The organism is Streptomyces sp. NPDC007896 (assembly GCF_042959425.1).
Taxonomy (GTDB): Bacteria; Actinomycetota; Actinomycetes; order Streptomycetales; family Streptomycetaceae; genus Streptomyces.
The window spans coordinates 337,232-361,865 of the sequence record NZ_JBIBKX010000008.1; the positions used below are offsets into that span (position 1 = coordinate 337,232).

14 protein-coding genes are annotated in these 24,634 nt (G+C 71.8%); 7 read left to right on the forward strand and 7 right to left on the reverse strand.

Annotated features, from left to right (window positions below):
• The first annotated feature begins 173 nt into the window (after window positions 1-173).
• On the forward strand, window positions 174-542 hold the full coding sequence (locus ACFZDJ_RS26810) for a VOC family protein (RefSeq protein ID WP_390935672.1): 369 nt from the start codon (window positions 174-176) through the stop codon (window positions 540-542).
• Window positions 543-573: 31 nt separating this feature from the next.
• Here the strand turns inward: ACFZDJ_RS26810 and ACFZDJ_RS26815 are convergent, their stop codons facing one another.
• Entirely contained in the window at window positions 574-2,964 is a 2,391-nt protein-coding gene (locus ACFZDJ_RS26815) for an ATP-binding cassette domain-containing protein (RefSeq protein WP_391062249.1), read from the reverse strand.
• Between the two features lie 209 nt (window positions 2,965-3,173).
• Window positions 3,174-4,094: a LysR substrate-binding domain-containing protein gene (locus tag ACFZDJ_RS26820; protein WP_391062252.1), complete on the reverse strand. Its 921-nt coding sequence runs from the start codon at window positions 4,092-4,094 to the stop codon at window positions 3,174-3,176.
• Between the two features lie 80 nt (window positions 4,095-4,174).
• On the opposite strand from ACFZDJ_RS26820, the gene ACFZDJ_RS26825 reads away from it, so the two are divergent.
• The 4 genes from ACFZDJ_RS26825 to ACFZDJ_RS26840 all read left to right on the forward strand — a co-directional run bounded on the left by ACFZDJ_RS26825 (window position 4,175) and on the right by ACFZDJ_RS26840 (window position 14,907).
• Entirely contained in the window at window positions 4,175-5,101 is a 927-nt protein-coding gene (locus ACFZDJ_RS26825; RefSeq protein ID WP_391062255.1) for an EamA family transporter, read from the forward strand.
• On the forward strand, window positions 5,071-5,568 hold the full coding sequence (locus ACFZDJ_RS26830; RefSeq protein WP_390935664.1) for a YbaK/EbsC family protein: 498 nt from the start codon (window positions 5,071-5,073) through the stop codon (window positions 5,566-5,568). Before ACFZDJ_RS26825 ends, ACFZDJ_RS26830 begins: the two co-directional genes overlap by 31 nt.
• Before the next feature lie 148 nt (window positions 5,569-5,716).
• Entirely contained in the window at window positions 5,717-13,696 is a 7,980-nt protein-coding gene (locus ACFZDJ_RS26835) for an SDR family NAD(P)-dependent oxidoreductase (protein WP_391062257.1), read from the forward strand.
• A gap of 104 nt (window positions 13,697-13,800) precedes the next feature.
• Window positions 13,801-14,907 carry a peptidoglycan DD-metalloendopeptidase family protein gene (locus ACFZDJ_RS26840; protein WP_391062261.1) on the forward strand — a complete coding sequence of 369 codons (1,107 nt, stop codon included), beginning with the start codon at window positions 13,801-13,803 and terminating at the stop codon, window positions 14,905-14,907.
• 60 nt (window positions 14,908-14,967) lie between these two features.
• Here ACFZDJ_RS26840 and ACFZDJ_RS26845 read toward each other — a convergent pair whose 3' ends face one another.
• The 5 genes from ACFZDJ_RS26845 to ACFZDJ_RS26865 all read right to left on the reverse strand — a co-directional run bounded on the left by ACFZDJ_RS26845 (window position 14,968) and on the right by ACFZDJ_RS26865 (window position 20,559).
• On the reverse strand, window positions 14,968-16,365 hold the full coding sequence (locus ACFZDJ_RS26845) for an FAD-dependent monooxygenase (protein WP_390935657.1): 1,398 nt from the start codon (window positions 16,363-16,365) through the stop codon (window positions 14,968-14,970).
• A 36-nt stretch (window positions 16,366-16,401) separates the two neighbouring features.
• Window positions 16,402-17,607 (reverse strand): DUF6545 domain-containing protein, encoded by a 1,206-nt coding sequence (locus tag ACFZDJ_RS26850; RefSeq protein WP_391062263.1) that lies wholly within the window; start codon window positions 17,605-17,607, stop codon window positions 16,402-16,404.
• 124 nt (window positions 17,608-17,731) lie between these two features.
• Window positions 17,732-18,925, reverse strand: coding sequence for an MAB_1171c family putative transporter (locus ACFZDJ_RS26855; protein ID WP_391062266.1), 1,194 nt, complete (start codon window positions 18,923-18,925; stop codon window positions 17,732-17,734).
• 3 nt (window positions 18,926-18,928) lie between these two features.
• Window positions 18,929-19,483: a toxin-antitoxin system, toxin component gene (locus ACFZDJ_RS26860; RefSeq protein ID WP_248297318.1), complete on the reverse strand. Its 555-nt coding sequence runs from the start codon at window positions 19,481-19,483 to the stop codon at window positions 18,929-18,931.
• A 347-nt stretch (window positions 19,484-19,830) separates the two neighbouring features.
• Window positions 19,831-20,559 carry a hypothetical protein gene (locus ACFZDJ_RS26865; protein WP_391062270.1) on the reverse strand — a complete coding sequence of 243 codons (729 nt, stop codon included), beginning with the start codon at window positions 20,557-20,559 and terminating at the stop codon, window positions 19,831-19,833.
• A gap of 457 nt (window positions 20,560-21,016) precedes the next feature.
• Between ACFZDJ_RS26865 and ACFZDJ_RS26870 the strand changes: the two genes are divergently transcribed.
• The gene (locus ACFZDJ_RS26870) at window positions 21,017-22,795 is read left to right on the forward strand and encodes a DapH/DapD/GlmU-related protein (RefSeq protein ID WP_391062273.1); all 1,779 of its coding nucleotides are present in this window, start codon (window positions 21,017-21,019) and stop codon (window positions 22,793-22,795) included.
• A 159-nt stretch (window positions 22,796-22,954) separates the two neighbouring features.
• Window positions 22,955-24,580, forward strand: coding sequence for an ATP-binding cassette domain-containing protein (locus ACFZDJ_RS26875; RefSeq protein ID WP_391062529.1), 1,626 nt, complete (start codon window positions 22,955-22,957; stop codon window positions 24,578-24,580).
• Window positions 24,581-24,634 lie beyond the last annotated feature (54 nt).

Consider the following 24,634-nt stretch of genomic DNA (forward strand, 5'->3'; position numbering starts at 1 on the left):
GCCGTCATGGACGGCCTGTGGCGTCGCGGCATGGACCGCTGCCCATCGCAGGCCGCCACTCTCACCGCGGCGCCGCGTTGACGTAAATCAGGTCGCGGAGCGTGGAGTTGATCCCTACGGTGTGACGCCGGACCAGTTCGGACTCACAGCATGACGCGTGTTAGGGAGTTGCCATGCCCCCGCAGATGAAGCTCACGGCGATCACACTCGACTGCGCCGATCCAGAGACACTGGCCGCGTTCTATCAGCAAGCCACCGGGCTTGAGCTTCACCCCAGATCCAACGGTGACTTCGCCGGCGTCACCCGCGAGGACGGGCTTGCGATCGGTTTTCAACGCGTCGACGACTATCAGGCTCCGCGTTGGCCGGGCCAGGCCGCGCCCCAGCAGAGCCACCTCGACTTCGCGGTCGATGACCTCGACGAGGCGGAGGCCCTGCTGTTGCGGCTGGGCGCGACCAAACCGGAGTACCAACCGGGTGGCGACAGATGGCGGGTTTTCGCTGATCCGGCCGGGCATCCCTTCTGCCTGATCAAGGGCTGACGTCAAGAGCACCGTCGAGCGAGGGCCTGTGTCAGGGGCCGACGTAGGTCGCGAGGTGCTCGCCGGTGAGGGTGGAGCGGGCTGCGACGAGGTCGGCGGGGGTGCCCTCGAAGACAAGTCGGCCGCCGTCGTGGCCGGCGCCGGGGCCGAGGTCGATGATCCAGTCGGCGTGCGCCATGACCGCCTGGTGGTGCTCGACGACGATGACCGACTTGCCGGCGTCGACGAGCCGGTCGAGCAGACCGAGCAGCTGCTCGACGTCGGCGAGGTGAAGACCGGCGGTCGGCTCGTCGAGGACGTAGACGCCGCCCTTGTCCGCCATGTGGGTGGCCAGCTTGAGCCGCTGTCGCTCGCCGCCGGACAGCGTGGTGAGCGGCTGGCCGAGGCTGAGGTAGCCGAGGCCGACATCGGAGAGTCGGGTGAGGACGCGGTGAGCGGCCGGCGTGTGCGCCTCGCCGGCGCCGAAGAACTCCTCGGCCTCGGTCACCGACATCGCGAGCACCTCGCTGATGTCGCGGCCGCCGAGGTGGTAGTCGAGCACCGATGCCTGGAACCGCTTCCCCTCGCACTCCTCGCAGGTGGTGGCGACACCGGCCATCATCGCCAGGTCGGTGTAGATGACACCTGCGCCGTTGCAGGTGGGGCAGGCGCCCTCGGAGTTGGCGCTGAACAGGGCCGGTTTCACGCCGTTGGCCTTGGCGAACGCCTTGCGGATCGGGTCGAGCAGTCCGGTGTACGTCGCCGGGTTGCTGCGTCGCGAGCCGCGGATCGCGCCCTGGTCGACCGACACCACGCCCTCGCCGGCCGGGATCGACCCGTGCACGAGCGAGCTCTTGCCGGAGCCGGCGACGCCGGTGACGACGGCAAGTACCCCGAGCGGGATGTCGACGTCGACGCCCTGCAGGTTGTGCGTCCTCGCGCCGCGGATCTCCAGCGTGCCGGTGGGCTTGCGCACCGTCTCCTTGACGACGGCCCGGTCGTCGAAATGCCGGCCGGTGATGGTGCCACCGCTCCGCAGCCCCTCGACGGTGCCCTCGAAGCAGACGGTGCCGCCCGCCGTACCGGCGCCGGGGCCGAGGTCGACGACATGGTCGGCGATCGCGATCGTCTCCGGCTTGTGCTCCACGACGAGCACCGTGTTGCCCTTGTCCCGCAGCCGCAGCAGCAGGTCGTTCATCCGCTGGATGTCATGCGGGTGCAGGCCGATGGTGGGCTCGTCGAAGACGTAGGTGACGTCGGTGAGCGAGGAGCCGAGGTGGCGGATCATCTTGACGCGCTGTGCCTCGCCGCCGGACAGCGTGCCCGCCGGCCGGTCGAGCGAGAGGTAGCCGAGCCCGATCTCCACGAACGAGTCGAGGGTCTGCTGCAGCGCGGTGAGCAGCGGCGCCACCGACGGCTCGTCGAGACCGCGGACCCACTCGGCCAGGTCGCTGATCTGCATCGTGCAGGCGTCGGCGATGCTGATCCGCTTGATCTTCGACGACCGGGCCCCTTCGTTGAGCCGGGTGCCGTCGCACTCGGGGCAGGTGGTGAAGGTGACCGCCCGGTCCACGAACTCCCGGATGTGCGGCTGCATGCCCTCCCGGTCCTTGGCGAGCATCGACTTCTGGATCCGCGGGACCAGCCCCTCGTAGGTCATGTTGATGCCCGCGATCTTCATCCGGGTCGGCTCGCGGTGGAGGAAGTCCTGCAGTTCCTTCTTGGTGAACTTGCGGATCGGCTTGTCCGGGTCGAAGAAGCCCGACTCGCTGTAGAGCCGTGAGTTCCAGCCGCTCCCCGTGTAGCCGGGGACGGTGATCGCGCCCTCGGAGAGCGACTTGGAGTCGTCGTAGAGCTGGGTGAGGTCGAGGTCGGAGACCGAGCCACGGCCCTCGCAGCGCGGGCACATGCCGCCGGTGATGCTGAAGCTGCGGCGCTCCTTCACGGTCTGTCCGCCGCGCTCCATGGTGACCGCGCCGGCTCCGCTGATCGAGGCGACGTTGAAGGAGAACGCCTTGGGCGAGCCGATGTGCGGCTTGCCGAGCCGGCTGAAGAGGATGCGCAGCATCGCGTTGGCGTCGGTGGCGGTGCCGACGGTGGAGCGGGGGTCGGCACCCAGCCGCTGCTGGTCGACGGTGATCACGGTGGTCAGCCCGTCGAGGACGTCGACCTCGGGCCGCGCCAGTGTCGGCATGAACCCCTGCACGAAGGCGCTGTACGTCTCGTTGATCAGCCGCTGCGACTCCGCCGCGATCGTGTTGAACACCAGCGAGCTCTTGCCCGAGCCGGACACGCCGGTGAACACCGTCAGGCGGCGCTTCGGGATCTCGATGCTGACGTCCTTGAGATTGTTCTCGCGCGCGCCGTGCACGCGGATCAGGTCGTGGCTGTCGGCAACGTGCGGCGCAGGCGACTGCGTGTCCGTCCTCGGGGCCATGCTCATCGTGTCTCCATCTGTCGAGTGGGCCGCCTTCGCGGACTCCGTCGGCGTCGCCTGGCTGGATCCGACCAGCCCCGAGGGTAACGTCAGGTCTTCCCGTGTCGGGGCGTGGATCGCGATGTCCATGGCCGTCACGGTAGCCGCGGCTCACTGACGGGCGCTTCTCGAATCCTGACCGGTCTGGTCACCTGCTTCGACGCGCACGACGGCGTTCATGCCGGAACCGCGCCGCCGTCCCGCCGCTGGATCGTCGCCGCTGCCCGGTGGAGTTCGGTGAGCACCGTGCGTACGGCTCTTCGTGCGGCCCGTTCGGGGCGGTGGAGCACGTCGATGTGGCGTCGGGTGTGCACGCCGCTGAGAGGCCTGAGGACGAGTGCGGGGTGTGGGCGCGTGGTCCAGCGGGGCATGAGGGCCAGGCCCCCTCCGGCGGCGACGGCTTCGGCGACCACCGAGAATTCGTTGATGCGATGGACGATGTCGAGCCGGCGGTTCGCGGCGCTCGCGATGGCGTCGATGGTGGCCATGAGCGGGAACCCGTCGTGCACGGTGATCCAGGGTTGGTCCGCGACGTCGCGCGGGGTCAGACGTCGTTTGGCGGTCAGGGGGTGGCCGGCCGGCAGGGCGATGTCCAGCGGTTCACGCAGCAGCGTGTCGGCGGTGACCGTGGCCGGCCACGGCGGCGCCTGGTCGAGACGGTGGGCCAGTACGAGGTCGTAGTCCCGGGTCAGTCCGGGGAAGTGGTCCTGCGCGACGTCCTCGTCGGCGAGCGAGAGCCGTGGGCGTCCAGGTCCTGCCTGGCCGAGCAGCAGGAGCGGGAAGAACGCGGAGGCCGCGCTGTGGAAGGCCGCCACCGATACGCCCGCGTCCGGCTGGTCGACGAACTCGTCGATCGCATGGCGTGCCGTGGCCATCGCGGTCTCCACCTCGATCGCGGCACGGGCCAGGGCTTGCCCGGCATCGGTGAGTACCAGCCGCCGGCCGTCGCGTTCGGTGAGAGGAACGGGGATCGAGCGTTGCAGCAGCCGCAGCTGTTGGGAGATCGCCGAGGGTGTCATCAGCAACGCCTCGGCGGTGGCGGTCACGCTTCCCGACTCGCCGAGCTCCCGCAAGATCTGCAACTGCCGTTCGTTCACCTGCTCAGTGTAGTGATGCTTCAGGATTGCTGAAGAACTTCGTTCTTGGCTTCAAGGTGGGAACAGTGCAGCGTAGGGGCGTGTTCCACACTCGCCGCACTGACGCAGTGCTTCTGCTTGTCGCCATCGTCTGGGGCTCCAGCTACCTGGCCGCGAAGACGGCCACCCATGCCCTGCCGGTCCTGGTGGTGCTGTTCGCGCGGTACGCGATCTCCGCGATCGCCTGCCTCGCCCTCGTCGCCGCCCGCCGCCGGAAGGAGCGCTGTACGCGGGACGAAATACGTGTCGGGGCTGTGCTGGGGGTCACTCAGGCCGCCGTCCTGGTTCTGGAGACGTACGGTGTCGCGCACACCAGCGCGGCCAACGCCGGCCTGATCATCAGCCTCACCATCGTGCTCACCCCACTGCTGGACCGCACGACGGACAACGGACGGCTGCCTCCGCGCTTCTTCGCCGCCACGGGTGTGTGTCTGGTGGCCGTCGCACTGCTCATGTCCGGTAGCGGCTTCCACACTCCCGGGATCGGCGACCTGCTGATGCTCGCCGCCGCGGTGGTGCGCGCGGCGCATGTCGCGCTCGTGGGGCGGCTCACGCAGGGCCGCGTCGTGCAGCCGTTGCAGCTCACGGCCGTCCAGACGGCTGTCGGCTCGGCGCTGTTCGTGGTGCCCGCCGCCAGCGCCCTGCCGACGCTGACTCGGGTCGATGCCGCGGTCTGGGGCCAGCTCGTGTATCTCGCCCTGTTCTGCAGCGTGTTCGCCTTCCTCGCCCAGACCTGGGCGGTGCAGAACAGCTCTGCCAGCCGGGCCAGTCTGCTGCTGGGCACCGAACCGGTCTGGGCGGTCGTGGTCGGTGTCTGCCTCGGCGGCGAAGGGTTCACCGTCCTCACCGGCCTCGGGGCCGCGCTCATGGTCACCGGAACGTACTGGGGGCAGCACATCGAACGCACCCACCGCACCACCCACATCAAGGAGTCGCCATGCCGGACAACGGCACCTACGAGCGTCTGATCAGCCTGCTCGACAGCACCGCGACCGCGTACGAACTCATCGACCACGAACCGGAAGGCACCACCGAGACGGTCAGCGCACTACGCGGGCACCCGGTCTCCGAAGCCGCGAAGTGCCTCGTTCTGATGGTCAAGATCGACCGGCGGGTCACCCGCCACGTGCTCGCGGTCGTCCCGGGGGACCGGCGTGTGGACCTCAACGCCATCCGCACGCTGTTCGCGGCTCGCTACGTCGGATTCTGCGACGCGGCCACCGCGGGGCGACTGGCCCATGCCGTCCCCGGCACCGTTCTGCCCTTCAGCTTCGACCCCGCACTCGAACTCGTCGCGGATCCGGACGTCGTCGCGCGACCGTGCCTCTACTTCAACGCCGCTCGCCTTGATCGGTCGCTCGCCATGTCCGGGGCGGACTACGCCAGGCTCGCCGAGCCGCGTGTCGAACGCATCGCCGGTCCGGGCTCGGACTGAGCAAGAGAGTCCCGGCTCCGGAACATCGGAGGCGGGGTTGTGTGGAGCGGCGGCCGACGCGCCGCGAGGTTGTGGCGCCGCTGAACGGGAGTTCGGCTGACGTACGGTTACGGCGAGTGGTCTGCGGTCGAGGTCGTAGGGGTGGGGAATGGCCGAATTCCAGGGCGAGTTGGTGCGTGCGTTGCCCAGCACTCTGAGGGAGCACTCGGCTCGGCTGGGAGGCAGGACCGCCTACGTGGACAGCCGCCGCGCCGTCACCTACCGGGAGTTGGAGGAGCGCACCGGTCGGCTGGCGGGGCATCTGGCGCGGCTCGGGGTGCGGCGCGGGGAGCGGGTCGCGATCCATCTGGGCAATCGGGTGGAGCTCGTGGAGAGCTGTCTCGGGGTGCTGCGGGCCGGGGCGGTCGGCGTGCTGCTGAACCCCGGTGCGTCGGACGAAGAGCTGGGGTATTTCCTCGACGACAGCGGCGCGGTCCTGGTGATCACCGAGGAGTCGCCGGCCTCCCAGGTCGCCCGACTGGCGGCTGGGCGACCCGAGTTACGGGTGGCCGTCGTCGGTCCCGGCGATCTGCCCGCCGACACGTTCGCCTCCGAGGACCTGCCCGCCGATGTGCTCGCCTTCGAGGTCCTGGCCGGGACGGATCCTGGCGCGGCGCCCCGGGACGACCTCGGTCTCGACGATCCGGCGTGGATTCTCTACACCTCGGGCACGACCGGGGAGAGCAAGGGCGTGGTCTCCACCCAGCGTGCCGCCCTGTGGTCGGTGGCGGCGGCCTACGTGCCGGCGCACGGACTGCGGGAGGAGGACCGGCTGCTGTGGCCCCTGCCCATGTTCCACGCCTTCGCGCACTCGCTGTGTCTGATGGGAGTGATCGCGGTCGGTGCGAGCGCACGCCTCCTCGCCCCGGGTGCGAGCGTCGCCCGGGCGCTGGCCGCGGAGCCGTTCACCATTCTGGCCGGGGTGCCCGCCACCTATCGCCTCCTGCTGGAGTCGCTGCGCGAGACGGCGTCCCCGGTGTCTTCGTCACTGCGTTTGTGCGTCACCGGGGGCGCGCCCTGCTCCCCTGAGCTGAAGGCGGAGGTCGGCCGTGTCCTGGCCGCTCCCCTGCTCGACGGCTACGGCTCCACGGAGACCTGCGGGAAGATCGCGGTCCAGCGGCTCGACGGACCCCGTGACGACGCCTCCAGCGGGCCTGTGCTGCCGGGGCTCGCGGTGCGGCTCACCGATCCGTCCACCGGTGCCGAGGTCACGGACGGGGCCGACGGGGAGATCTGGGTCCGCGGCCCCGGACTGATGACGGGCTATCACAACCGCCCGGACGCCACCGCAAAGGCGTTCTCCGACGGTTGGTACCGCACCGGGGACCTGGGCCGGCTCGGCCCGAACGGACACCTCCGTGTCACCGGCCGGGTCAAGGAACTCATCATCCGAGGCGGGGAGAACATCAACCCGTCCGAGGTCGAGCAGGTACTGCTGGCCCGTCCCGACGTCGCCGACGCCGCTGTCGTCGGCCGACGGCACGACGTGCTGGGCGAGGTGCCGGTCGCCTTCGTCGTCCCGGGACCTGACGGGTTCGACGCGGCACGGGCGTTCGCCGACTGCCGGGAGCGGCTGTCCGGGTTCAAGGTGCCGGACGAGATCTACCCGACCCCCGCGATCCCCCGTACCCCCTCCGGCAAGATCGTCCGGTCCGCGCTCGCCGAGCAGTTGACGCAGCGGCTCGCCGCCGAACGTGCGGCCGCGTCCACGGCGCTGCGCGAGCGGCTGACGGCCGCGTCCGACGCCGTACTGGACCTGGTACTCGACGAGACCGCCCGCACGCTCGACGTCCCCGCGCAGTCCCTCGATTCCGAACTGCCCTTCACGGCACTGGGACTCACTTCCCTCGGCGGTGTGCTGTTGCGCGACCGGCTGGGCACGGCGACCGGTCTCGATCTGCCGGCGACGCTGGTGTTCGACCATCCCACGCCGGCCGCCGCGGCGGTCCTGGTGCGCGACGCGCTGCACGGCGACCGCCCGCCCGCCGCCGCGCGCACGTCCGGCGGCGGACCCCGCGTCGAGCCCGGGGAACCCAGGGAGCCCATCGCCGTCGTGGCCATGGCGTGCCGATACCCGGGGGGCGTGGAGTGCCCGGAGGATCTGTGGCGGCTCGTCGCGGACGGCACCGACGCGACCTCGGACTTCCCCACCGACCGTGGCTGGAACACGGCCGACCTGTACGACCCCGACCCCGACCGGCCGGGCACCTCCCTCACCCGCAGGGGCGGCTTCCTCCACCGGGCGGCCGACTTCGACGCGGCCTTCTTCAACATGTCGCCCCGCGAGGCGCTGGCCACCGATCCGCAGCAACGGCTGCTGCTGGAGACCGGCTGGGAGCTGCTGGAACGGGCGGGCCTCGACCCGTCGGGGCTGCGCGGCAGCGACACCGGTGTCTTCGTCGGCGTGATGCACGCCGACTACGGGCGCCGCCTCCTGCGTCACGGCGGACACGAACTGGAGGCCCATCTCGCCCTCGGTTCGGCGGGCAGCGTCGCCTCCGGCCGGATCGCCTACACACTGGGGCTGCGCGGGCCCGCCGTGACGGTGGACACCGCGTGTTCGTCGTCGCTGGTGGCGATGCACACGGCCGTACGGTCCCTGCGCGACGGCGAATGCTCGCTGGCCGTCGCGGGCGGGGTCACGGTCATGGCCTCGCCCGGCCCGTTCGTCGCGTTCAGCAGGCTGCGCGGGCTGGCGCCCGACGGGCGCTGCAAACCCTTCTCCGCGGCGGCCGACGGCACCGCCTGGGGCGAGGGCGTGGGCCTGGTTCTTCTGGAACGGCTGTCCGACGCGCGGCGCAACGGTCATCCGGTTCTGGCCGTGCTGCGCGGCTCGGCCGTCAACTCCGACGGCGCGTCCAACGGGCTGACCGCCCCCAACGGGCCCGCGCAGCAACGGGTGATCCACGCGGCCCTCACCGATGCGGGACTGTCCCCGGCGGACGTCGACACGGTGGAGGCGCACGGCACGGGAACCGCGCTCGGCGATCCGATCGAGGCGCAGGCGCTGCTGGCCACGTACGGACAGGACCGAACGGCCCAACGGCCGCTGTGGCTGGGCTCGTTGAAGTCCAATCTCGGGCACACCCAGGCGGCGGCCGGGGTGGGCGGTGTCATCAAGACCGTACTGGCGATGCACCACGAACGGCTCCCGCGGACGCTGCACGCCGACGAGCCGTCGCCACGAGTGGACTGGTCGTCCGGCGCCGTACGGCTGCTGACCCGGGACGAGGAGTGGCGGCCCGTCCCCGGGCGACCCCGACGGGCGGCGGTGTCGGCGTTCGGCATCGGCGGGACCAACGCGCACGTGATCCTGGAGGAGGCCGAGGCGGGCACGGTCGCCACAGCACCCTCCCGGCGCGGCGCGGTGACACCGCCGCTGCTCCTCTCCGGCGCGAGTTCGGCCGCTCTGCGAGCGCAGGCCGCACGGACCGCGGCCGTACTGCGGGAGCGGCCCGAACTCGCCCTGATCGACGTGGCGTTCACCCATGCCACCGCCCGCGCCGCACTCCCCCACCGAGCCGCCGTCGCCGTCGAGGACCGCGCGGCGACGCTGAGCGCCCTGGACACCCTGGCGGCGACCGCCGCGTCCCGCCCGGCGGACTCCGCCGGCCGGTCGGCCCTGCTGTTCACCGGACAGGGAGCCCAACACACGGGCATGGGACGGGAGTTGTGCGAGGCCTTCCCGATCTTCGCCGACAGCTTCAACGCCTTGTGCGACCTCTTCGACGCGCACTTGGAACGCCCGTTGCGCTCGGTGCTCCGGGACTCCGCCGAGAGCGCGCTGCTGGATCGTACGGACTTCGCCCAGGCGGCCCTGTTCACCTTCGAGGTGTCCGCCTTCCGGCTGCTGGAGTCCTGGGGCATGCGGCCGGACTTCCTGGCCGGACACTCGATCGGCGAGGTGGCCGCGGCGCACGCCGCGGGCATCCTGTCGGAGCGGGACGCCATCGAACTGGTCGTGGCCCGGGGCCGGTTGATGCGGGAGCTGCCTGAGGGCGGCGCCATGGTGGCCCTCGACGCCACCGAGGCGGAGGTGATCCGCGAGCTGACCGACGGGATCGCGATCGCGGCCGTGAACGGCCCGCGCGCGGTGGTGGTCTCGGGCATGGCGGAACCCGTCCTCGCGCTCGCCCGGCGCTTCGCCGCGCTCGGGCGCCGTACGGTCCGGCTGCGGGTCAGCCATGCCTTCCACTCCCCGCTGATGGAGCCGATGCTCGCCGAATTCGGCCGGGTCGCCGACGCACTGACGTACGGCCGGCCCCGTATCCCGCTGCTGTCGGGGCTCACGGGACGCCCGGCCGTCGGAGACGAGCTGCGGTCGGCCGAGTACTGGGTACGGCACGCCCGCGAGGCCGTGCGGTTCGGGGACGCCGTGCGCTGGCTGGCGTACGACGGGCGGGTGACCGCGTTCACCGAGATCGGGCCGGACGCGCACCTCACGGCCCAGGCCACGACGGCTCTGGCCGAGAGCGGCAACGACCTGCTGTTCGCGGCCGCCGCCCGGCGGGGCGCCCCCGAGCCGCGGACCCTGTTCGACGCGCTCGGTCAACTCCATGTCCACGGTGTGCCGGTGGACTGGGGCCGGTTGTACGCGGACAGCGGCGCCCGGCGGGTCGACCTGCCGACCTATCCCTTCCAGCGGCAGCGCTACTGGCTGTCCGAGCCCGCCCCCGACGCGGCAGCCGGTTTCGGCCATCCGCTGCTCACACACACGGTCACCGTGCCGGGCACGGAGCGTGTGCTGTGTGCCGGCCGGCTGTCCGGCGCGGCTCAGCCGTGGCTGCGCGACCATGTCGTGGGCGGCCACGCCCTGGTGCCCGGGGCCGCGTTCGCCGACCTGGTGCTCCACGCCGGCGACGCGTGCGGTGTCGCCGTACTGGAGGATCTCGCCCTTCTCACCCCGCTGTTCCTCCCCGCCGCCGACGACGAGCCGATCCAGGTCCAGGTGGCCCTGGGAGAGCCGGACGGCGCCGGGCGGCGCACGGCGGACGTGTACGCGCGGCCGGAGGAGTCCGGTGCGCTCGGCGCCTGGACGCACCACGCGACCGGTCGGCTCGGACCGGCGGTTGCGGGTGTCCTGGAGCGCCCTGTCTCGCTCGGCGCGTGGCCGCCGCCGGATGCCACACCCGTGGATCTCACCGGCGCGTACGAACGGCTGGCCGCCACCGGTCTCGCGTACGGGCCGGCGTTCCGGGGCGTCACGGCCCTGTGGCGGCGCGGCGAGGAACTGTTCGCCGAAGTCGGCCCGGTGTCGCTCCCGGATGCCCGGCGTCACGCGCTCCACCCGGCGCTGCTGGACGCCGCCCTGCATGCGGGACTGCTTGCCGAGCCGCCCTCGGAACCGGCCCGGCTTCCGTTCGCCTGGCAGGGCCTCACGCTGCACGCGACCGGGGTCACGGCGCTGCGCGTACGCATGAGGAACACCGGCCCCGACGCGGTCGGCCTCGATCTCGCCACGCCCTCGGGTGCGCCCGTGGCCCGGCTGGAGTCGATGACGACCCGACCGGTGTCGAAGGCGGGTGTCGCCCCGGTCGGAGAGCTGTACAGGCTGCGGTGGACCGGCGTTCCCGCTGTCGGCGAAGGACCCATCGTCGCGGTGGAGGAACCCGACGACCTGGGGCTGGCCGCGTTCCTGCCGCAACGGGGCACCGTGTCCGGGTCCGCGGACGCTGCGGAGGTGGTCGTGATGTCCTTGTCCGCCCCCGCCGACGACGGGACCGACCCCGCCGCCGCGGCCCACGCGCTGACCGTACGGGCACTGGGTGAGCTGCGTGCGCGGCTCGCCGGTTCCGGGCGGCTGGCCGTGGTCACGCGTGGCGCCGCCGACGCGGCGCCGGACCTGCCCGCCGCGACGGTCTGGGGGTTGCTGCGGGCCGCACAGGCCGAGTATCCCGGGCGCCTCACGCTCGTGGATGTGGACGGCCGGCCCGAGTCGCTACGGCTGCTGCCTGCCGCGCTCGGCACGGGCGAACCCCAACTGGCCATCCACGAAGGCTTGCTGAGAGTCCCTCGGCTCGCGGCCACTCCCGGGGCGGCGGCGGACGGTTCCCTCGGCCGGGGCACCGTCCTGATCACCGGCGGCACCGGCTCCCTGGGTGCGCTGCTGGCCCGGCATCTGGTCGATCGGCACGGCGTACGGCATCTCGTGCTCGTCAGCCGACGGGGAGCGCGGGCGCCGGGGGCGCAGGCGCTGCGCTCCGAGCTCGAAGGAGCGGGGGCGCGGGTGGACCTGGTGGCCTGCGACATCGCCGAGCGAGATCAACTGAAGTCCCTCATCAAGGAGTTCGGGCTCGACCTCACCACCGTGGTGCACACGGCCGGGGTCCTGGACGACGGCGTGCTGGAGGCGATGACCCCCGAGCGGCTGACGGCCGTACTGCGGCCGAAGGCCGACGCGGCCTGGCATCTGCACGAGCTCACGAGGGATCTGCCGCTGTCGCAGTTCGTACTGTTCTCCTCGGCCGCCGGGCTGCTGGGCAATCCCGGCCAGGCCAACTACGCGGCGGCGAACTCCTTCCTGGACGCGCTCGCCCGTCACCGCACCGCCCTCGGCCTTCCCGCCCTGTCCCTGGCCTGGGGTCCTTGGGCCGACGACGACGGGATGGCGGCGCGCGCGGGCCGGGCGCACGGCGGGGCGGTGCGCGCGGTCTCCCCGGAACAGGCGCTGGCACTGTTCGACGCCGCGCTGGGCGGCGGGGAGCCCGTTCTCGCACCGCTGCCGCTGGACCGCTCGCCGGGAGCGCTGCCCGTCGGGGCATCCGTTCCGCCGCCGCTGCGCGGGCTGCTGCGCCCTGCCCGGTCGACGGCCTCGCCCCCGGCGGCGAACGGGGTGGCGAGCGGGGTGACGGAACCGGACGGTGTCGCCGGGGCCTGGCGGGACCGCCTCGCGGCGCTGCCGCCGTCCGAGCGGGCGCCCGCCCTGGTGGAACTGGTCCGCGCCGAGGTCGCCGCGGTGCTCGGTCATACGCAGACCGAGGCCGTCGACCGGGATTTCCCGGAGCTGGGCCTCGACTCGCTGATGAGCGTCCTGCTGCGCAACCGGCTGAGCCTGCTCGCCGGGATCCCGCTGGCGGCCACCGTCGCGTACGACTGGCCGAGTGCGGAGCGGCTCGCGGATCACGTGTACGCCGAGCTGAGCGGCGCCCTGGCCGACGATGCCACTGCCGCCGGGCCGCCGGAGGGCGATCGGCGTCATGAGCCGACGCGCCCCGCCGTCCCGACGGTTGAACGCCGGCGTGGAACCGGCAGGTCACTGCCGACCCTCTATCGGCAGGTCTGCGAAACGGGCGACGTCGTCTCCGCGATGTACCTCCTCGTCAGCGCGTCCCTCGCCGCACCCACCTTCGGCCACGACGAGGGTGCCCGGCACGCGATACCGCCGCTTCGACTGGCGTCGGGGGCGGACGGTCCGGCACTCGTCTGCGTTCCCGGCTTCGCCACCAACCTCGGCCGGCCCTGGTACGCGGGGCTCGCCCGCCCCTTCGACGGCGAGCGGGACGTCTTCGAACTGCGCCACCCCGGCGTCGACACCGGGGTCGCCGTGGCGCGGGACCTGGAGACGCTGGCCGAACTGCACGCCACCACCGTCCGCCGGCTCCTCGGCGATCGCCCCTACGTCGTCGTTGGTCACTCCATGGGCGGTTCGGCCGCCCACGCGGTCACCGCCCGTCTGGCAGCCGACGGCGCGCCTCCGGCCGGACTCGTGCTGGTGGACTCGTACCACGTCACCCCCGATCGCGAAGCCGAGCCCTGGCTGCTGGCGATGCCCGCCCGGATCCCCGTGGCCGTCGGCGAGCGGTTCGACAGCGCGGTGGACGACCTGACGTTGCTGTCGCTGGGCGCGTACACCCGCATGTTCCGCGGCTGGGACCCTCGACCCACCCAGGTTCCCACCCTGTTGGTGCGCGCCTGCGAGCCACTGCCTGCCATGCCGGAACGGTGGCGGTCGTCCTGGCCGCTCCCCCACGACACGGTGGACGCCCCCGGCAGCCATCTCGGTGTGCTGGAGGAGAACGCCCCGACGACGGCCCGGGCGGTCCGCGAGTGGATCGACGCGCTCGCTCCGGGCCGAGGAAGGACCACTTGAGCGCCGCGACGGGTTTCGTCGCCCGCCGCGGTGTGCCCGAACGGGCAAGTGACCTTGCCTCTGCTCCTCCTGAAGTCCGGTGGACGAAACGCTAGCGTCCCCTGGTGAGTATCAGGACCCCCGAGTCGCCACCCGAGCCCGGGGCCACGCGCACCCGGCGCAGACGCCGCCCCGGACCGTTCACGCTGCTGGTCCTGCCGGGGCTGACGGCCGTGCTGGGGGTCGCCGGGTTCATGACGGCGACGGGCCGGTTGACCACTCTTGTGTCGCCGGATCCGAGTACGAACAGCGCGGTGGTCGCGGACGGCGCGGTCGCCGAGCACGTCGAGGACGCCTACGTCCCTTGGCTGCGTGCGGCGGCCAAGACGTGCACGGTCCTGAAGCCGTCCGTCCTCGCGGCCCAGATCGAACAACGTTCCAGCTGGGACACCGATTTCGCCACGCTCTCGGGCGAGACGGGGATCGCCGGGTTCACCGACGCGCAGTGGCGGACCTGGGGCAAGGACGAGGACGGCAACAAACGGTCCTCACCCCGCGACCCGGTGGACGCCATCGTGGCGCTCGCCCGCGAGGACTGCGCTCTCGCCAAGAAGGTCACCCGTCTCAAAACCCGTGGCACGGTCACCGGAGAGCCCCTCGACCTCACCCTCGCCGCCTACACGGTGGGCATGGACGAGGTGACCCGGGCCGGGCGCGTCCCCACGAAGGCACGGACCTACGTCACCGCGGTCAAGGCACTGTTCCCGCGCTACAAGACGTACGACCGGGTGCAGAGCGGGGGTTCCGGCAGCGGGGCGGCGAGCGCGGTGCTGGCACCGCCGCTCACCTCTCTCGTGGTCACCTCGCCCTTCGGCACGCGCCAGCACCCGGTCACCGGTGTGACCAAGCTGCACACGGGCGTCGACTTCGCGGCGCCCCAGGGGGCCCCGATATCCGCCGCACGGCAGGGGCAGGTCGTGTTCGCGGCGATGACCAAGGCCTACGGCAACCGCATCGTGATCGATCACGGCACCATCGGCGGAAGACGGCTGGAGACGACGTACAACCATCTGTCGGCCCTTCGGGTCACCTCGGGCCAGAGCGTCGACGCCGGAACGGTGATCGGTTTCGTCGGCTCGACCGGCCTGTCGACCGGCCCACACCTCCACTTCGAGGTACTCGTCGACGGCACGTACACCGACCCGATGCCGTGGCTCGCCGCCGGTTCCTGACGGCGACTTGGGCTGGTCGGCCCCTGCGCGGGCGAACCCGCGCAGGGATCGGCCGACACATCACAAAGTGGCGTCGAGCTCGTGCTGTGCCAGGGGCGGGCCTTCCAGGGGCGGTGTCTTCCGGCCGAGGAAGACCAGCGCGAGCATGTCCGGCATGAGCAGTCGGGCGGGCGGCTTCTCCATGCTCATCACGTCCAGGAGGATGCGCAGGGCGTAGGGGTTGCGGGAGCCGGCGTCGACGGCCTTGTCGACGAAGGCGGCGAGGGTCCGTTCGAGCCGGGTGGGGGGCTGGTCGCTGGCGTCCGGGTAGAACACGTCCTGGCCCACGGCCAGGCTCCAGGCGTTCTCGACCGGCCGTGCCGCGGCCTTCTGGACGCGCCGGGCCGTACCGGGTGCGGCGAGATCCTGTTGCCGCAGGACACGGCGCAGGGCGAGCACGCTCTGTGCGCCGGCGCTCAGCCCGTGACCGTAGACGGGGTTGTAGCCTGCGACGGCGTCTCCCAGCACGGTGAAGCCGTCGGGCCAGCGGGCGGCCTTCTCGTAGTACCGCCGCTTGTTGGCGGTGCTGCGGGTGGTGACGACGTCGCTCTCGGGTTTGGCGTTCGCCAGCAGTTCGCCGATGACGGGGTGCGGCAGGCTCAGGGCGAAGGGCATGAACTCGTCGTTGTCACTGCTGGGCTGCCCGCCACGGGATCCGGAGAGCGTCACGAGCCATCGGCCGCCCTCTATGGGGACGATGATGCCGCCGCGGCCGGGGATCCGGCGGGGATCGGCTTGGACGTTGACGATGGGAAAACCGTCCGCGGCGCTGCCGGGTGCGCGGTAGATCCTGCTGGCGTAGCCGATACCGGCGTCGACCGTGCGCTCCTGGACCGGAGGAAGTCCGAGTTCCCGCAGCCAGACGGGGGCGCGGCTGGCACGCCCGCTCGCGTCGATCACCAGGTCGGCAGGGATGGATGTTTCGGACTCTTCCGCGCGTACACGGACACCGGTCACCCGGTCCCCGTCGCCCAGCAGGCCGAGCAGTTCCGTCTGCTGGAGGAGGGTGACGCGGTGGTCCCGCAGGACCCTGGTGCGGATCACCGCGTCGAGGAGGTCACGGCTGCACAGGAGGTTGGTGTGGCGGGCGTGGGTGAATCTGCGGAACCACTGCCCCGAGGGGGCCTTGGACACCAGGTCGGTCATGACGCGCGGTGTGTGGGCGCCTTGGTCGACGAGTTGGTCGATGATGCCGGGCAGGAGGTCATCGAGGGCTTTCACGCCGCCGGACCACAGCACGTGGGCGTGGCGGGCCTGCGGCAGCCCCTTGCGGGGGTGTGGGCCGTCCGGCAGCACATCGCGTTCGATGATCCGCACGTCTGCGAAGTCGGCGAGCACGGCCGCGGCGAGCATGCCCGTCATACCCCCTCCGATGACCACCGCGGTACGGCGGGAGGCAGTTCTGGCAGACGACGACATAGGGTGCACTCTTTTCTGTTGCGGGGAGCGGGAGTCTCAGTCATGGCTGGTGGCCATACGGGCGGCGGCCTGCCGACGTGCTCGGGCGACGATCGGGGACGAGGACAGCGCGCGCGACAGAAGAACCATCAGATGCGGTGTGGAAATGGACTCCAGGGTTCCCGCTCTCACCGGTACCTCCGCGCTGCCGTCGTGGGAGACCTGCACACGGGCCGCGGCCAGCATGGCCGCTTCGGCCACCACCGTGGCCTGGTGCGGTGATCGGACTCCGGAGGTGCCATCGGCGGCGAGTGAAGCCACGGCCTCGGCGTACGCGGTCGTGCGCACCTGGTCGTCGAGATAGGGCGAGCAGGCCAGCACGCCGTCCCAGATGGCGATCTCCTGGCGTGCCAGACGCACGACCGGCGGATCCCACCAGCGGATGATCCCCTCGGTCGGCGCACGCAGCGTCTGCAGCTCCGCACAGAGGGGCTTCAGCAGCCTGTAGCGCCTCCACGCGCGCACATTGTCGACCGCCGGTGGCCCGACCCGGGGGACGGCGAAGCCCGCGGCGGTGGTGACGCCGGCGAGCATGACGAGCGGTGGGGACACGTTGGTGGAGAGGAAATCCCAGTCCACGCCGTTCCAGCGGGCGGCCATGGCCGTGTACTTGGCGATCTGATAGCCCGCGTCGAACGTCAGGCCGACGATGAGCAGGATCAGACCGGCGCGGGTCACACCGCGCACCTCTCGCAGCCAGCTCACGCTCATGACGGCGAGAGCGACAGTGGCGGCCGTGTGCGCGACCATGTACAGCACGATCATTTCGCGCATGTAGGGCGTGTTGGCGTAGTACGTGTCCAGGTCCTGGGTCCGTTCCACGGGGACCTCGGCCAGGCCGAACAGGACCCAGATTCCCGCGATGACCAGTGCGTAGACGCCCAGTACGAGCCGGGCGGAGCGCTGTTGCGTCCGAGAGGGCCCGCCCTTCCACCGGATCATGAGGACCAGGTAGCTCGCACTGAGCGCCGTCATGCCGGCGTACACCAGCGGGGCACTGAAGTTCGCGACGCCGGTCGCGTCATTGACGTACCGGATCGTGGGCGGGGCGGACAGGACGCAGACGGCGGAGCCGACGAGCAGGATCGCGTTGCTCGGCGCGACCAGAGAATCCCGCCACAGGCCCGTGCCCGCCGACAGCTTCAGTCCCGCGACGACCAGGAGAAGAGCGCCTGGTATGTAGAAGACGATGCCGCTGTCCACTGGGCCTGCCTGCCTTCCGGGGATGTACGTGGGCTCGGTCGATCGGACGGCGGAGAGGGCGCCGTGGCCCGCCGGGGCGTGTCCGGTGGAGGGACGGGCCGGCGCGGGGGCACGTCGTGCGGGCTCATGACGGGGTTCTTTCGTCAGCAGGGGCCGCGGCGGTCGCAGCGGCCGCGCGGGCCGCCACGACGATGGGGGACGTACGCAACGCATGCGCCACGCCCATCAAGGCGGCGCGCGCCATGAGGCCCGCGGAGTGGTCGAGTACGGCGGGTTCGGCGGGCGCGCCGTCGGGCTGGACCCGAACGGCGGCGGCGATCATCGCGGCGAGGCCGATGCGGGAGGCGTCCTCGTCGCCGTGTCCCGCGGACCGAGCCGCTGCCTGCGCCCGGGCACGGACCCGGTCGTCGAGATGCGGGCGAAGGAGGTTCAGCCCGTCCTGAATGCCGGCCTCACGCCGGGTGAGCCGCACGGCGTACGACGAATACCAGGGGATCGGAGCGGCGAGCGGACTCCCGGGGGAGGTGCCGCCGAGTTCGCGCCACAGCGGGCCGAGCCGCCTCCAGGTCATCACGGTGTGCCAGAGCACGCCCAGCCGCGGCCCGAACAGCGGCACCGTGAAGCCGAAGGTGGCGACGGTGGCGGCCAGGCTCGCCATGCCGGGCGCCAGGCTGGTGCTCAGCACGTCCCAGTCCCCGCCGGCCCACCGTGCCGCCACCGCGGTCAGCTTCAGGGTGCTGAAGGACAGGTTCAGCAGCCATCCGGCCACGAGGAGCCACAGCCCGGCCCGCAGCCATCCGCGCACCTCCAGCGCCCAGCGCCGGCACAGCGCCGTGGTGGCCACCGCCGCGGTGATGTGACCGAGCAGGTACAGCGCGATCATCTGCCCGATCCAGGGCGTCGTGGCGTAGTAGGTGTCGAGATCCGTACGGCGCTCGACGGGGGCGTCCCCCGCCACGAAGAGGACGAGGATCAAGGTGATCAGCACGCTGTAGCCGATCTGCCAGTGTCGGGCGAGACGGCGTACATGGTCGGCCGGCCCGCCGCGCCAGTGAAGGATGAGCAGCAGGCAGGCGGCGCTGTAGGCGCTGACGATGACGTAGTCCAGCGGGGCGGCGAGATTCGGGATGCCGCTCGCTCTGTTCACTGCGGCGACGGTGGGCGGGGCGGCGAGGAGGAATCCGGCGCCTCCGAGGAAGATCACCCAGCAGACCGAACGGACCAGTGGGTCACGCCAGGTTCGGATCAGATCCGGCAGTTTCACTCCGAGGCCGGCCCACAGGGACAGCGCGGGTATGTAGTAGCGCGAGGCGTTCACGGCTCAGACCTGGGACCGGCGGTGTCCCAGCGAGGCGCCGATCCGGCCGGCGATCTGGGACCGGTCCGTGGCGAGGCTGCCGGGTTCCCCTTCCAGCCAGATCCGCAGGTGCGTCACCGCCCGCAGGGCGAAGGTCTCGGCTTCCTGCTCCGATCGTTCGTGGAACTCGGTACGCGCGGCCACGGCCCTCACCGTCCGCTGCACATCGGCCCGGTCGCTCAGCACGCGTGCGGCGACGGGGATCCCGTCGGCGTGGTGGCCGCAATCGCCCTTGATCATGTGCCAGATCTCGTGGCAGAGGATGGCCAGTTGGTGGACGGGCGCTGCCCGCTTGTCGACGAGGATGATGTCGTGGTCCGGCATGTCGAGCCACAGTCCCGTGGCGGTGCGGTGCGGGAACTCCTCTTTGAGGAGAACGACCTCACGGCCCCTCATCTCGGCGACCACGGCGATGAGCGCGTCGAACAGCGCGTCAGGAGCGGCGGGTACGGGCAGGCTCACTCCGTCGGCCAACTGGCCGATCAGGTTCCGCATCTCCTTGGCTCTGCCTGTGCGCACCGCTCTCCCCCGCGAACTTCAGCATGGGGCACCGTCGCACGGCGCCCGCCGATCCCACCCTGCCTGCACCCAGCCGGCCGAAGGTACGCCCAACTCGGCTTGTCAATATGCCAAACAAGGTGCCTTGTCGGCCACGCCAGGCTCTGCGGTGTGCAGCAAGCTGAGGGGGATCAAATACCGATCAAACGGGATACGCGCGCATCCGGGCCTGGCGCATCCGATGCCTTCGGGACGCGCTCCGGCCCGCGCGCAGGACGCCTGCCGGTGGCTGCGCCCGGCGGACGGCGCAGCGTGAGCTTCCCATCCCGGGCGGCGACGGGCCTGCGTACGACCGGGTGCCCCCATGATCAGTGCCCTTCGGTGCGCGAACTGTCCGATCCCGAACCCTGTACCCGCTGAGCGTTTCTGCGCTGCAGGATGGTGTCGATCCAGTCAGTCACCAACTGAAGCTCCTCTTCGGCCAATTGCGGGGCGCGCGCGGCCAACTCCCGCAGTCCGTGCGTACTGCGCAGCCGAGCCATCGGATCGGCCGCCTGTCCCTCCAGGCCGTGCAGGATGGGCTGGAGGGCATGGTTGAGCGAGGCTTGCGGATCGGCGGAGAGCCAGCCGTTGGGCTGACCGAAGAAGAACGTCTCGATGCCGGCCTGGGTGGATGCCAACGGGCCACCGGAGCGGGCCGGACGCCGCTCCACCGTCTGCTGCGAGGGCGGCTGCCGTGCAGGCATCTGCGGCGAAGACGTCTGCGGCGAGGGCGCCTTCCGGCGGCTGTTCACGAGGTTCGACAGGGATGCCCGGGAGGCCCCGTAGGAGGCCGCGATCTCGTCGTAGGAGTGGCGGGTCCCGTCCGGGCGCAGGCGCGTCTCGCGCAGGTGGACGATACGGCTGACGATCCGGTCGGTGATGTCCTCGGCGGGGGGCTCCTCACCGTCCAGGAGCATCCTGACGACATCTCGCGGGACGCCGCTTTCGTTCGAGAGCTGTTCCACGTCGAGCACGTCGTCGCGGCTCCGCCCGTCCCCGATCAGGGAGTCGATACGGCCGAGGGTCTCGGCGAGCGCTCGGCGCGTTTCTCTCACCGGCAGGTCTCCTGATGTCGGACGGGGGGCACGAACTGCACGTTGACTTCCGAGACTTTAGCCGCTGCCGGGCCCGGCCAGCCAGAGCGGCAGATACTCCAATAGCCGTACTCGGCTAGAGCAGTTGACATGAGTGGCTGGGGATTGCAGGATCACGACACGACGTGCGGACCGGTCGTCACGCAGCGGGGACGGGGGAACTCGTGTGCGCTCCGACGCGGGTCCCACGGAGTGTTCCGGGCTGCGGCGGTACACCATCACGGGGTGTGCGGTCGCAGCCCGGGCCGATTCCCGCCGACGTCGGGCCGCACAGCGCGGAGGAGCCGCATGGCGCGGAGGAGCCGCATCGCGCTGAGACAGCATCGCGCTGAGACAGCATCGCGCCGAGGCGCCATCGCACGGAGGCCGCATCGACAGGCATTGCCCGGACAGCAAGCGCTCTCTAGACTCCCGTGCGATGGACGCGGAAACCGCCCTCGATGACTCCTACTTCGACTACTGCCCCTGGGATTTCGTGGACCGTGCCTCCGCCCGGCAGCGGGCCGCGCAGGACGCGCACCAGCGGCGACTGGCGGACTCGGGCGCGCGCCTCGGGCCGCGTTGTTACGTCTCTCCGGCCGCCGGGGTCTTCACCGGCACACTGCGCCTGGGCGCCGACTCCTACATCGCCGGGCACGCCTACGTCACCGGTGAGGTGACCGCGGGCGACGACTGCACGGTCAACCCGTATGCCACGGTCCGGGGCCGGATCACCCTCGGCGACGGGGTGCGGATCGGCGCGCACAGTTCGCTGCTCGGCTTCAACCACGGCTTCGCCCCCGACAGGCCGGTGCACCGGCAGCCCCTCACCAGCAAGGGCATCACCGTCGGCGACGACGTGTGGATCGGCTCGCACGTGGTCGTACTGGACGGGGTGACGATCGGCGATCACTGCGTCGTGGGCGCGGGCGCGGTCGTCACGAAGGATCTGGCGCCGTGGACGGTCGCGGCGGGCAATCCGGCCCGCCCCCTGCGCGATCGCCGCGCCCAGGTCGGACCACGACAGGACCGAGCGGTCTCGGGTGCCCTGCCGGACAAACTCCCGGACGAGCTGTCAGACGGCCCCTCGGGCGACCAGTCAGGCGACTTGGGGGACGCCGTCGCCCTGTTCGCCGACCGGGCCCGGGCGCAGGCCGCCGATCTCATCGCCCGTTGCTGGAACCCCGACACCAGTCGCTACACCGACCGGCCGGGCGCTCCCGCGACCGTTCGAGCACACTGCGACGCCGTCGAGATCGCCGACCTGCTGCTGGGCTCGCCTCCGGAACAGTTGGCCGCCGACGAACACGCCGAGCGGCTGCGCGCCCTTCAGGATCCCGGCAGCGGGCTGGTGCCCGAGTTCGCTCCGGACGGCGGTCCGGGGGTGCTGCCCGCCCCGGCCGCCGACGGCTGGATCGACGACGGCACCGCCGAGTACCACGTGCTGGCCGTGGGCTACGCCCTGGACCTGCTGGGCTCCCGCCTCACCCAACCGGTGCACGTGGTACGGCGTATGACGGTCGATCAACTGCTCGCACGGCTGGGGTCACTACCGTGGCGGACGCGGACCTGGTCCGCCGGCGCGTGGGTGGACTGCTGGGCGACCGGCGCCCATCGCAATCTGGAGCTCGGCGTCGAGGACGGGGAGCCGGGCGCACTGGAGGCGCTGTTCGGCTGGCTCACGACACGGGTGGACCCGTGGACGGGGATGTGGGGCACCGCCGAGTCGCCCGCCGCGGGCCGGTTGCAGCTGGTCAACGGCTACTACCGGCTCACCCGGGGCTCCTACGCCCAGTTCGGGCTCGATGTGCCGTACGCGGAGCGGGTCGTGGACACCGTACTGGCCCATGGCCGCGATCAGCGCTGGTTCACGGCCGGCCGGGAGAACGCCTGCAACGTGCTGGACGTGGCCCATCCCCTGTGGCTCGCGGGGCGGCGCGGCGGGCATCGGGCGACTGAGGTACGGACGTGGGCCGAGGAGCAGCTGACTCGGGCGCTGGGGCGGTGGCGGGACGGCGCCGGGTTCGGTTTTGGTCCGGCGGGCGAGGGCGGTGGCGGTCCGGGCCGGGAGCCGGGGCTGCAGGGCACCGAGATGTGGCTCGCGATCGTATGGCTGCTCGCGGATCTGGTGGGCGTGGCGGACCGGCTCGCATACCGGCCGCGCGGCGTCCATCGCCCGGAGCCGGCCCGGTCACCGGGGTTCGCGACGCCGGGGTAGCCCGTGCGGCACGCCATCCTGGGGGCGTACGCGTACGGTTGGGGCGCGCGGTGCGCCGGCCCCTGGCATGCTGCATCCATGCCGACGCCCATGCAGCCGTCCTCGTCCACCGAAGCCTCCGCCACCTCGGTCAACGGCCTGCGCATACAGGTGCGTTCCATGGGGCAGCGCATACGCGGCGCGGGCAACGTCCTGCACGACGTGTCCCTCGACGTCGCCCCCGGGCGGCTCACCGTGATCGCCGGGAGCAGCGGGGCGGGCAAGACGATCCTGCTGCAGACGCTCGCCGGACTGCGCGCGCCGACGGAGGGGACGGTCCTGCACGACGGGGCGCAACCCGGCCCGCCGGGTCCTGAGTTCGGGTTCGTGCCGCAGGAGGACATCATCCACCGCGAGCTGCCGCTGCGCCGGACGCTGGTGTACGCGGCGGGTCTGCGCATGCCTCCGGGCACGACGCCCGAGTCCGTCGGGGCGGGCGTGGACCGGGTCCTGGAGGCTCTCGGTCTCTCCTCCCGGGCGGCGACGCCCGTGCGCGCGCTGAGCGGCGGGGAGCGCAAACGGGCCAGTATCGCCGCCGAGTTGCTCACCCGACCCCGTGTGCTCTTCCTCGACGAGCCCACCTCCGGGCTCGACCCGGTGACCGGTGCCGCCCTGCTGCGGACCCTGCGCGCGCTGGCCGAGGACGGCACCACCGTCGTCCTCACCACCCACACGCTCGCCGATCTGCTCCGCGGCGACCAGGTGGTGTTCCTCTCCCCCGACGGCGAGGTCGCGTACGCCGGTGAACCGGGCGCGCTGTGCGGGGCGTTCGGGGTGGGCACGGTCGAGGAGGTGTACGAGGCGGTGGCCCGGGGCGTACGCGTCGAGCGCGCCGCGTCGCCGGAGGTGGTGCCCGGAGCCGACACACCGTCACCTCGCGTGTCCGTACGGCGTGTTGGTGCGGTGCGGCAATGGTCGCTGCTCACCCGTCGCGGTACCGCGCTGCTCCTGCACAACCGGCTCTCGGTCGCCGTCCTTGCCGGTTCGCCCGTGATGATCGTGGCGATGTTCGCGGTGCTGTTCCGGGCGGGCGCTTTCGACCGCGCGGCGCCCGACCCCGGATCGACCGCGATGATCATGTTCTGGATCGCGTTCGGCGCGTTCTTCTTCGGCCTGACGTACGGGCTGCTGCAGATCTGCACGGAGCTGCCCGTGCTGCGCCGGGAATGGCTGGCCGGGCTGCGGATCGGTCCCTACGTCGCGTCGAAGCTGACCACCATGCTGCCGGTGCTCGCGGTCGCCGACGTGCTGCTGCTGGTGGTGCTGCGGGCGCTGGACCGGCTGCCCGCGGCCGGGTGGGGCGCGTACGGTTCGCTGTTCGTGTCGAGCGTGCTGGCCTCGGCGGCGGCCCTCGCGCTGGGGCTGCTGGCCTCGGCCGCGGTGACGGAGCCGGCCCAGGCGACGCTGATGCTGCCGCTGCTGTGCTTCCCGCAGGTGCTGTTCTCGGGGGCGTTCGTGCCGGTGCCGCGGATGACCGGGGCCGGCGAGGCGATCAGCTGGGCGATGACCAACCGGTGGGCGTTCGAGGCACTGGGCAGCGGGGTCGGCCTGGAGTCGCTGTGGCGCACGGGCACGTCGCCCCTGGGGCCGCCGCTGCTGGACTCGTACGGAGACTCGTTCGGTCATCCGGCGAGCCGCGGCTGGTTGATCCTCGCGGGGTTCGCGGTGCTGTTCCTCGCGGTGACGTGGGCGATCCTGGTGCGCAAGTGCCGGGAGGGCGCGGTGCGGAGCAGGGCGGGACACTGAGCGCCGGGCCCGGCCCCCGCGGGCGGCTTCGGCGACCCGGCTACGTCGTCCACG